The following is a 9109-nucleotide window of genomic DNA, read 5'->3' as shown; positions in this document are numbered from 1 at the left end:
TGGCCGGGGCGGGCATGGTGCCGCCCAGCACCGGGCGCGGGGCCTCGAACGCCATCGCCTTGCGCGCGTACTCGCCCTGGTCTTCGGACCAGTACGGGTGGCGGCCGGTGAGGAGCTGGTAGAGGATCAGGCCGCAGGTGAACACGTCCGACGGCGCGCCCGGGATGCCGCCCGGAGTGAAGTGCTCGGGCGAGCGGTAATTGTCGGTGCCCACGTACCCCTGGTGCCCGTGCCAGGGCGCCGTCTGGTCGGTGAGCACCGAGAAATCCAGGTCGATCAGCTTCAGCTGGAATCCCGCCGCGATGGACGGGTCCTCGATCAGGAACGCGTTGTCGGGCTTCAGGTCGGCGTGCGCCACGTTGGCCGCGTGCAGCGTGTTGATGCCCGACATCAGCACCTTGGCCCAGATCACGTGCTGCTCCCACAGCCGCGCGTCCTTGAAGGGCACGGCGAGCGTGCGCCCGCCGTTCGCCTCTGCCTCACGCTCGAAGATGCCGCCCAGGTCGGCGCCGTTCTCCACCAGCTCGAAGACCTGGAAGTACGTGCGCCCGCCCCACACCGCCTCGAACGAGTCGATGGCGCGCACGCAGAAGTTGCGCGCCGGGCTCGCCTCGATCCGGCGGTTGAGCTCCTTCTGGTAGCGCACGTAGTCGCGGTACCAGGCGACGGTGACGGAGGGCGACTTGTACTGCTTGAAGAACACCCGCTGCCCCGACGACTTGCGCGCCGCGTACGAGATGGCCATTGCCCCGGGCCCGAACACCTTGTCGATCTGGTACCCGTTGATGGCGTCGCCCACCTTGAGCTTCTTCGCCATCCGCGGTCAGAGCGCCACGGTCTCGGCCGACTTCGACACGCTGGCCGCCAGCTGCCGAAGGGTGTTCTTGAAGTTGGCCTGGTCCGACGTGAACTTGGCCAGCGCGTCCTGCGGGTTCAGCCCCGGGTACGAGATGGCCTCCCACTCGGACTTGTCGATCTGGCTGAGCTCGTCGTAGCCCGGCATGTCGGGCGCGAAGAGGCTGAGGATCACGCGGTTGTTGATCACGGCGTTCATCACGTCCTGAATGCCGCCGCCCTTGGCCTCGGGAATGGACATGGTGGGCTTGAACGAGGCGTCGGTGAACACCACCACCACGCGGGCCGCGTCGCTGCGGTAGCGCCACTTGGTCGCATCCAGGCTCTGCGCGCCCTTCTCCGTCTGCCCCATGGTGGACACCTTGTACAGCGCGTCGAGCAGCGACTCGGGCTCGTCGCCGCCGCCCCCGGCCACCAGACCGGCCAGCTGCGCGCGCAGGGCCTCGACGTCGGTGACGAACGGGTTGTCGACGAACGGCTGCGGGTCTTCGTCGAAGTCGCTGTAGCCCACAGCCTTGGCGCGCCAGTCGCGCACCGGCGAGATGTTGTTGCCCTCGCCGCCGCTCAGCGATGCCACGAAGGTGCCGATGTTCGCCTTGAGGGCGTCGATGGCGGGCGCCATGCTCCCGGAAATGTCGATCAGGAACACGATGTCGGCGACCCCGCGGGTCTTGGTCTGCTGCTGGTCCATTTCGGTCTGCCCCGCCGTTCAGAAGTGCATGACGTGTGCGGCCTTGGCCCGCCCCGGGCCCCGCGCCGATCGGAGCCGCGGCCATTGCAGGTTTCAGTCCGCTACGCGTCCGCCGCTGAAAAGGTGCCGGGCCCCGCGAGCGGTGTGCTCGGGGGCCCGGGGCGGGAGCGTCGGAGGGGATGGATATCGGGTTACAGCGCTCGCCAGTCCACCTCCAGGATGCGGCGGTAGACGCCGCTTTCCACCATCGTCTCCACCAGGTCGGTGTCCAGCAGGCCGTCGCGCGCCTCCATGTGCAGGATGTCGATGGCTTTCTCGGCGCTCACGGCACGCTTGTAGGGGCGGTCGCTGGCCGTGAGCGCGTCGAAGATGTCGGCGACGGTCATCATCCGTGTCTGCGGGGGGATGCCGTCCGCTCCCACGCCGCGCGGATAGCCCCTGCCGTTCAGCTTTTCGTGGTGCCCGTAGGCGATCGCCGCCACGTTGCCCAGGTCGCCGGTCCACGGAATCTGCACCAGGAAGCGGTACGTCTGCTCCACGTGGCTCTCGATCTCCCTGCGCTCGTCGTCCGTCAGCGAGCCCTTGGGAATGCGCAGGTAGGCCAGCTCCTCTTCCGTCAGGTACGGCAGCGGCATGCCCTCCGGCCCGGCGAAGGTGAGCGCCGAGAGCCCGTCCAGCTCCGCCGCGGCCTTTTCCGGCAGGATGGTCGGCTCGTTGGCGGAAAGCACGAGCGTGCGCACGCGCTCCAGCTCCGCCATCCGCGCCTCCATGGCCGCGTCCGCCAGCCGCTCGCCACGCTCGGCGGCGTGGGCGCGGGCGCGGTAGTGCTCCATCTCCAGCGTGCGGCGGATGAAGGCGAAGCGACCCTGCACGCGCTCCATCAGCAGCGGCGGCAGCTTCTTGGGCTTCACCAGCACCTCCTCGCGCACCCCCACCTTGCCGAAGTCGTGCAGGAGCGAGGCGTACCGCAGCTCCCGCATCTGCTCGCTCGTGAAGCGCATCCCCGCGTACCGCCCGCGCCCGCCGCGCTCCAGCGCCACGGCCAGGTCGCAGGTGAGCGTGGCCACGCGCACGCTGTGGCCGGAGGTGGTGGGGTCGCGCTGGTCCACCGCGACGACGGCGGCCTTCACGAAGCTCTCGAACAGGTTCTCCACCTGCCGGTACAGGCGCGAATTTTCGATGGACACGGCTGCCTGACCCGCCAGCGCCTGCACCAGCTCCATCTCTCGCGGCCGGTACGGCATCACCCACTGCGCCGCGGCGTCCGGACCGTCGATGCGCGCCGCGGGATCGCGCTTGTGGTTGATGAGCTGCAGCACGCCCACCACGCCGCCGCGGTGGTCCACCATCGGAACGACGAGCATGGAGCAGGTGCGATAGCCAAACCGCTCGTCGAAGCTGCGGTTCAGGCGGTACGGCGCGTCATCCGGCAGGTCGTACGCGTCCGCGATGCGCAGCGTCTCGCCCGTGGTGGCGGCGTACCCCGCCACGCTGGTGGTGTCCAGCGGCAGGGTAAAGGCGCGGAACGGCGCGTCGATGGAATCGTTCTGAGCCAGCGTGAAGCAGAGGCGGCGCTCGCCGTCCTCCTCTTCCACCAGGTACAGGCTTCCCGCGTCGCTGGCGGTGAGCTGGCGGGCCTTGGAGAGGATGGTGTTCAGCAGGCGGTCCGGGTCGCGCTCCGTCATCAGCGCCATCCCCACGCCGGCCAGCTCGCGCAACTGGCTGCGCGCACCGGCCAGCTCGCGCTCCAGCCGCGCCTGTGACAGCCGCGCGGCGGAAAGCCGCAGCGCGCCTCGGATGGCCCTCGCCGCCGCCTCGTCCGCCTCGGGCAGCGTCAGCAGCACGCGCTCGCTCCATCGCGCGACAGCATCCGTCTCCTCGTCCGCGGGAACAACGATTACGGCGTCCGGAAGCGCCCGCAGCGCCGCCTCCAGGTCGTCCGCCCCCGCGGCCAGCCCCTGGTCGAGCACCAGCACCGTCGGCGCGTCGGGCTCCTCCACCTCCCGGAGCGAGCCGATGGTCCGCGTCTCCAGCGCAGCGGCCAGCGGCGCGGGCGGCGTCCACGCCGCGGAATGCAGCAGCAGGGGACGCGGCGGCCGGGCGACGCGTTGCGGGAGCGGCCCGGCCGCGGCGGACTCCGGAAGCACGGTGCTCATGCGTCCCCCCGGCACAGGGAGATCGCCACGCCCTCGCACGCCGGGTCCACGCGCAGCGCCGACCCGCGCTCCGCCAGCCCGCGCCGCACCTCGCTGACGATGTCGTCCAGCTCGTCGTCCCTCCGCTCGGGTGCGTAGTGGAAGAGCAGGAGCCGCCGCGCGCCCGCGTCCTCCGCCAGCCGCACGGCATCCCCCACGCTGCCGTGCCCCCAGCCGCGGTAGCGCGCGTACTCGTCGTCGCGCCACATGGCATCGTGCACCAGCAGGTCCACCCCCGCGGCCCATTCCACCATCTGCCGATACTGCGCGGCATCCGCCTCGCGCAGCTCGTTGTCGGGAACGTACGCCAGCGAGGCGCCGCCGGTGCGCAGCCGGTAGCCGCAGGTGAACCCGGGATGGCAGACGCGCAGCGCATCCACCTCCACCGCTCCATCGGTCCACGGCGCCGTGTCTACATCCACGAACTCCACCCCCGCGGCCAGCGCGTCCAGCGGCACGGGGAAGTACGCCGGCGCCATGATCCCGGCGAGCACGCTGGCGACGCCTACGCCGTCCTGGGGCGGACCGTGAACGCGGATGCGGGAGTCGGCGTGGTAGAGCTGGCCGCAGAAGGGAAATCCCTGCACGTGGTCCCAGTGGAAGTGCGTCAGGAACAGCTCGGCCTCCACCGGCTCCTCCGGCTGCAGGGCGCGGCTGAGCGCGCGGATTCCCGTCCCCGCGTCGAAGATGTAGCGGCGGCCTTGCGCCTGCACCTCCAGGCACGGCGTGTTGCCGCCGTAGCGCACGGTGTCTGGCCCCGGCGCGGGAATGGAGCCGCGGGTGCCCCAACAGGTGGCGGTCAGGCCGGGCGGAGGGATCATGGACAGCGGGGAAGATGGCGTGGAGGGGTGGCGTGGGGATGGAGCACATCCGCCGCCAAGGTAGGCACGCGCTGAACACGGTGCAACGATGATGGCTATCGAGGCGGTGCGGATCGCCGGCGCACTCCCCCATCCCCGGAAGAAAAACCTTGGCTCCGGGCGGGGTGCCGACTATCCTATCGCTGCGACGCGCCGTGGAAGCAGCACGATCCGCCGCCCATCCTTCCTTCGTTCGTCTTCTCTTTCCCTCCGACGGCCTTCATGCGTGTCTTCGTTCGCGCCTTCGCCGCGCTGGTGCTCGCCACCAGTTGGGCGGGCCTGGCCCCCGCGCCTTGCTCGGCACAGGTGCAGGTTTCCATCCGCCGGCTCGCGCCGGTGGAGGCCATCTTCGTCTCCGACCTTCTCCCCGGCAGCCCCGGGGTGCGGCCGGACCTGCTGGGCATCACCCTCATCAGCCAGGACGCATCCCGCCCGGTGGTGATGGAGGTGCGGGTCGCGCGGGAAACTCCGCGGCCGCTGGAGATCTTCCGCGGCACGACGGACCCGTTCGTCCCGCGCGACCCCGTCCGGCACCTGACCACCCGCGACCTGTCGACGGACGGCGGCGAGTTCGCCCTCACCGACTTCTCCGTCAACGAGAACCTGCTGGACGAGGCCGGATTGCAGAGCGGCCGGCTGCCGGCGGGCACCTACCTGTTCACCGTCACCGTGCGTTCGACGCAGGGCGCCGTCCTCGACAGCGACGAGTTGCGGATCACCGTGGGCTACTCGGCGCGGGTGGACCTGCTCTCCCCCGGCATTCCGGCAGACGCGGGCCCGCCGCCCATGGTGCCCGGACCCACGCCGCGCTTCCTGTGGAGCGCCGATGGGGACGCGCCCGGGGCGCGCTACCGGCTGCGCGTGGCGCGGGTGGACGGCGAAGGCTCGGCAGTGGAGGCCATCCAGGGCGGCTTCCCGGTGTGGGAAACGACCACTTCGGCCACTTCTGCGCTGTACCCCGCCTCCGTGCAGGCGGTGCGGCTGGAGCCGGGGGGCACCTACGCCTGGCAGGTGACGCGCGAGGTGGCCACGTCGGGGGGTGACGAGCCCACCGAAAGCCCCATCTACTGGTTCCGCGTGGGCGGCGGGGGGACGGCGGCGGATGGCGGAGATCCCTCGTTCGCCATCCTCCTGCGGGCTCTCGGGTTTTCTCCACAGCTGGACGGCTTCGTTCCGGTGAGCGCGCGGCTGCAGGACGGCCGGGTGATCCCGCTGCCGGAACTGGAGGCGCTGCTGGCCGCCATCGCCGCGGGGGACGTCCCCCTCCTTTCCGTCCGCGTCCAGTGAGGGCCGCCATGCGCAGATCCATTTTGGCCGCCGCGGCGGCGATCCTCGTCCTCGGCGCGGTGCCCGGGCGTGCCTTGGCCCAGCAGCCGGAGGTGGCGCTGGTGTACCGGCTGCTGCAGGAGGGGCAGATGGTGATCAATCCCGCGGCCGGCGGGGAGCGCCGGGCGCAGCTGGGCGACCGCCTGCGGAACCGCGACGTGGTGGCCACGTCGGCGAACACCCGCGCGGCGCTGCGGTTCACGGACGACGGCTCCATCCTGCGGATCAACCCCGGCTCGCAGGTGCGGCTGACCTCCGGCGACGAGCGCGGGGCGGTGGTGCGCACGCTCCAGCTGGAGTTCGGCGAGGTGTGGGCGCGCGTCAACCGCCGCAACGGCTCCGAGTTCCGCATCCAGACCCCCGCCGGCGTGGCCGCGGTGAAGGGGACGGAGTTCCTGGTGCGCATCGATTCCGCGGGAGGAACGGTCGTCATCACGCTGGAAGGCGTGGTGGAGTTCTTCAACCAGGCCGGGCGCACGGACGTGGGCGCGGGGCAGCAGGCGTCGGCGGGATCTCCGTCGGATGCGCCCGAGGCCAGGCGCGCCACGCGCGAGGAGCTGCGCCGCGCGGAGGAAGTGGGCGGCGAGGACGCCGCGGACGCCGGGCGGGCGACGTGGGTGGAGGTGCAGCTGCAGCACGCCGACGGCCGCGTGCGCACGCTGATGATGCAGGTGCCCGCCGATGCGCTCCGCGGCCGCGTGCAGGGGACGCCATGAGGATGCGCCTTCTGCTCGCCGCCGCCCTCGCCGCGGCGGCGCTTTCCGGGACCGCCGGGGCGCAGGAGAAGTCGGCACCCGGCGCGATCATCCTTTCGCCGGAGCCGGGGGAGCGCGTGCCGGCGCACCAGGTGCTGGTGGCCGTGACGCTGCCGCCGACGGTCTCGGCCGCGGACTCGCTCGCCGTCTCGGTGCACGTGGGATCGCGGGACGTCAGCGCCCAGGTGGAGCGCTCCGGCGGCGTGGTGACGTGGCGGCCGCGGGAACCGCTCCCGCCCGGACCTCACCGCGTGGTCGTCACCGCGCGCACGCCCGACGGCGCGGGGATGCCGCGCGCGGAGTGGACCTTCACCGTCGCTCCCGGGCCTCCTCTGGCGGGCCCGACCGGGGTGCAGCGCCCCCGGCCCTCCCGCGCCGTGCCGCACGGCAGCGTGGTGATGGAGGGGGGCGGCAACGCCGTGAGCGGCCCGGGCGGCACCTTTCGCCGGGAGGACGACTTCGCTCCGCGGATGTGGGTGAACGCGGGCGGGCAGCTGCGGCCGGGGTGGCGCTACAGCGTCCGCGGCCACCTGAGCGGGTACGAGACCGCCACCCGCCAGCCGGTGAACCGCTTTCGCGCGGACCTGCACATCCCCGGTCTGTCGCTGGCCGTGGGCGACGTGAACCCCGTGCTCCACGACGTGATCCTGTCCGGCCGCCGGGTGCGCGGGGGACAGCTGGACCTGCTCGCCGGCTTCGCGGGGCTGAGCGTGGTCGCGGGGCAGACGGTGCGCGCCATCCCGGGGGCGCTGGACCCGGTGGACGCGGCGCGCATCGAGCGGCGCGGCACGTACGAGCAGGACCTGCTGGCCGTGCGCCCGTCGCTGCGGCTGGGCGTCTTTCGCATGGGATTGACGGTGATGCACGCCCGCGACGACGTGGGCTCCATCCCCGCCCTGCGCACCCAGCCGCCCGCGGCGGACTCGGGGACCTTTTCCACCATCCCCGCGCCCCGGGACAACCTGGTGGCGGGGCTGGACGCGTCGCTGCGCCTGGCGGGCGGCCGCATCGTGCTGCAGTACGAGAACGCGGCCTCGCTGCTGGCCCGCGACATCAGCTTCCGGCCGCGGACGCAGCGGGAGCTGGACTCGGCGTTCGTGGCGGCGGGGGCGGATCCGCCGGAACTGGACCCCGCCAGCTGGGACCGCTTCTTCATCCTGAACGCATCGCTGCAGCCGCTGGACCCGCGCGAGCTCACCAGCACGGCGCAGCAGGCGCGGGCCAGCGTGCGCGCCGGCGGGCACCTGTTTTCGGCGGAGTGGCGGTCGGTGGGGATGGACTACCTGACGATGGGCCACCCCGGCCTGCAGCGCGACTGGCGCGGGCTGCGGGTGCGCGACTCGTTCTCGATATTCGGTGACGCGCTCTTCGTGACGGCCGGGTACGAGCAGGACCGCGACAACCTGGACGGCTCCGCGCCCGCGACACGGCGCGGCCAGGGCGGGTTCGCCTCGGTCACCTGGCAGGCCCCGCGCGACCTGCTGCTCACGGGCTCGCTGCGCCTGGCCACGCGCGCCAACGGCTTGGCGGCGGGCACCCCCGGCGCGCTGGACGAATCCACCCTGGCCGCGTCCGGCGGGGTGATGGTGCCCGTGGGGCTGCTCGCCTCGTTCCGCACCCGGGTGAGCGTCAACGGCACTTGGGTGGAGCGGAGCGATCCCGCCAATCCGCTCTCCGCCACGCGCGATCTGTACGTCCTCGCGGGCGTGCAGGGAGAAACGGAATCGCGCGGCACCAGCTTTTCGCTGATGGCGGGCCAGAACCGCGCCGAGTTCCCCGGCCTGCCCGACGGCAGCACCACCTTCGACCGGCTGACGGCCTTCGGGCGGCGGCAATTGACGGAGCGCTGGGCGGCGCGCTTCGACGGCGGGCTCACCGCCGCGCGCAGCCCCGGGTCCGCCGGGGCGGCGGGCCCGCGCTACACCCGCGCGGAGGTGCTGGGCGGCGGCGAGTTCGCCTGGCGCCAAGATGCGCTGCTCTCCCTCACCGCGGGCGTGGTGGACTACACCGATCGGCGCGCCCCCGGTCTGGACACCCGCGAGCTGGTGATGCGCATCCGCCTGAGCCGCGCGTTCTAACGTCCATCGAGAACGACAACAACAGGCCTCACGCAGAGACGCAGAGCCGCAGAGAAAAACCGAGAACGGCTCTCGTTTTTCTCTCTTTCTGCGTCTCTGCGGCTCTGCGTGAGATCGCTTTTTCCTCGCTGTAGAATGAACTTGAATCTGCCCCAGCGCCGCACAATGCTGCTCGCGGCCGTCGCGCTCCTGGCGCCGCTGCTGGCGCTGGCCGTCGCGGAGGCGCGGGTGGGGCGCGCGCTGGAGCGGCGCGTGTACGACGGCTGGTTCACCGTGCGCGGCACCCTGCCCCGCCCCGCGGACGTGGTGGTCGTCGCCATCGACACCGATTCCGAGGCGTCGCTCGGCC

The 9109-nt window shown here is 72.1% G+C and carries 7 protein-coding genes and 1 pseudogene; 4 read left to right on the top strand and 4 right to left on the bottom strand.

The features are described from left to right. The 4 genes from VIB55_RS07650 to VIB55_RS07635 form a co-directional block, all read right to left on the bottom strand. On the bottom strand, positions 1–817 hold an 817-nt coding region (locus tag VIB55_RS07650; protein ID WP_331876081.1), incomplete at its 3' end, for a protein kinase domain-containing protein. A 6-nt stretch (positions 818–823) separates the two neighbouring features. Continuing rightward, on the bottom strand, positions 824–1546 hold the full coding sequence (locus VIB55_RS07645) for a vWA domain-containing protein (RefSeq protein ID WP_331876080.1): 723 nt from the start codon (positions 1544–1546) through the stop codon (positions 824–826). A 191-nt stretch (positions 1547–1737) separates the two neighbouring features. Continuing rightward, positions 1738–3702 (bottom strand): HD domain-containing phosphohydrolase, encoded by a 1965-nt coding sequence (locus tag VIB55_RS07640; protein WP_331876079.1) that lies wholly within the window; start codon positions 3700–3702, stop codon positions 1738–1740. Then, positions 3699–4562, bottom strand: coding sequence for an MBL fold metallo-hydrolase (locus VIB55_RS07635; RefSeq protein WP_331876078.1), 864 nt, complete (start codon positions 4560–4562; stop codon positions 3699–3701). Before VIB55_RS07635 ends, VIB55_RS07640 begins: the two co-directional genes overlap by 4 nt. Before the next feature lie 261 nt (positions 4563–4823). On the opposite strand from VIB55_RS07635, the gene VIB55_RS07630 reads away from it, so the two are divergent. The 4 genes and pseudogenes from VIB55_RS07630 to VIB55_RS07615 form a co-directional block, all read left to right on the top strand. Further along, complete coding sequence (locus VIB55_RS07630) at positions 4824–5888, top strand: hypothetical protein (RefSeq protein ID WP_331876077.1); 1065 nt, start codon at positions 4824–4826, stop codon at positions 5886–5888. A gap of 8 nt (positions 5889–5896) precedes the next feature. Further along, entirely contained in the window at positions 5897–6643 is a 747-nt protein-coding gene (locus VIB55_RS07625; protein ID WP_331876076.1) for a FecR family protein, read from the top strand. Then, on the top strand, positions 6640–8760 hold the full coding sequence (locus VIB55_RS07620) for a hypothetical protein (protein ID WP_331876075.1): 2121 nt from the start codon (positions 6640–6642) through the stop codon (positions 8758–8760). Before VIB55_RS07625 ends, VIB55_RS07620 begins: the two co-directional genes overlap by 4 nt. Positions 8761–8895: 135 nt before the next feature. Then, a pseudogene (locus tag VIB55_RS07615) lies at positions 8896–9109 on the top strand (hypothetical protein); the annotation flags it as partial.

This window comes from Longimicrobium sp. (assembly GCF_036554565.1).
Classification (GTDB): domain Bacteria; phylum Gemmatimonadota; class Gemmatimonadetes; order Longimicrobiales; family Longimicrobiaceae; genus Longimicrobium.
The sequence above is the reverse complement of the archived record's forward strand: the minus strand, read 5'-3'. Positions and strand labels throughout refer to the sequence as shown.

What these genes read in the sequence shown, in the direction of transcription:
- VIB55_RS07645 (WP_331876080.1), bottom strand. Translation starts at nt 1,546, where the DNA reads ATGGACCAGCAGCAGACCAAGACCCGCGGGGTCGCCGACATCGTGTTC.
- VIB55_RS07640 (WP_331876079.1), bottom strand. Translation starts at nt 3,702, where the DNA reads ATGAGCACCGTGCTTCCGGAGTCCGCCGCGGCCGGGCCGCTCCCGCAA.
- VIB55_RS07635 (WP_331876078.1), bottom strand. Translation starts at nt 4,562, where the DNA reads ATGATCCCTCCGCCCGGCCTGACCGCCACCTGTTGGGGCACCCGCGGC.
- VIB55_RS07630 (WP_331876077.1), top strand. Translation starts at nt 4,824, where the DNA reads ATGCGTGTCTTCGTTCGCGCCTTCGCCGCGCTGGTGCTCGCCACCAGT.
- VIB55_RS07625 (WP_331876076.1), top strand. Translation starts at nt 5,897, where the DNA reads ATGCGCAGATCCATTTTGGCCGCCGCGGCGGCGATCCTCGTCCTCGGC.
- VIB55_RS07620 (WP_331876075.1), top strand. Translation starts at nt 6,640, where the DNA reads ATGAGGATGCGCCTTCTGCTCGCCGCCGCCCTCGCCGCGGCGGCGCTT.